This is a genomic window from Epilithonimonas sp. JDS (genome assembly GCF_021261315.1).
GTDB lineage: Bacteria > Bacteroidota > Bacteroidia > Flavobacteriales > Weeksellaceae > Epilithonimonas.
In genome coordinates this window covers 1-542 of the sequence record NZ_JAJSAX010000020.1, presented here as the reverse complement: position 1 = coordinate 542, position 542 = coordinate 1, and the positions used below count along the sequence as shown (strand labels likewise).

Annotated in this window: 1 protein-coding gene; it reads right to left on the bottom strand. The window is 27.7% G+C overall.

The features are described from left to right. A partial coding sequence (locus LUD75_RS19080) for a restriction endonuclease subunit S (RefSeq protein WP_232707397.1) occupies positions 1-542 on the bottom strand: 542 nt, incomplete at both ends.

Genomic DNA, 542 nt, shown 5'->3' with positions numbered 1-542 from the left:
AATTATTTTCTTTTGGGTGTGGATGCGAATTTCAATAAGAGATAAAAATGAAGAAATTTTGCTTTGTTCAGCAATTGATGGTAGAGGTAGCGCAATGTCAGAAAAATATTTATAGCTAATCATCTTTCCATCTCTTATTCCTTCTAATTTTCGGTTAAGATGGGTTATATATTTTTTAGTTTTTAAATAATATTTATAAAATATTTTATCTATTGTAATTGTAGGTCGTAATACAATGTAAGCTGGACTACAAATTCCTTGATAATCCGAATACTCAATTCCACCTTGAAAAGACCTTAAACTAATTATGAAATCTCCTTTTTTAACAACTTTATAACTCTCAACACTTTTATCTGTAACTGAAATTTTGTAATCAATTAAATCTCTAGGGATTGCTCCATAATCTTGGGTAATAGCAAGAATTGGTAAGTCAGAATTATGATTTTTATCTGATATATTTTGGAAAATTTCATTCCCAAATTTCATATCCCATTGTGGAAAATCATTTCCATTATCTGCTTTAAATCGTAAAGTTGGAAAAT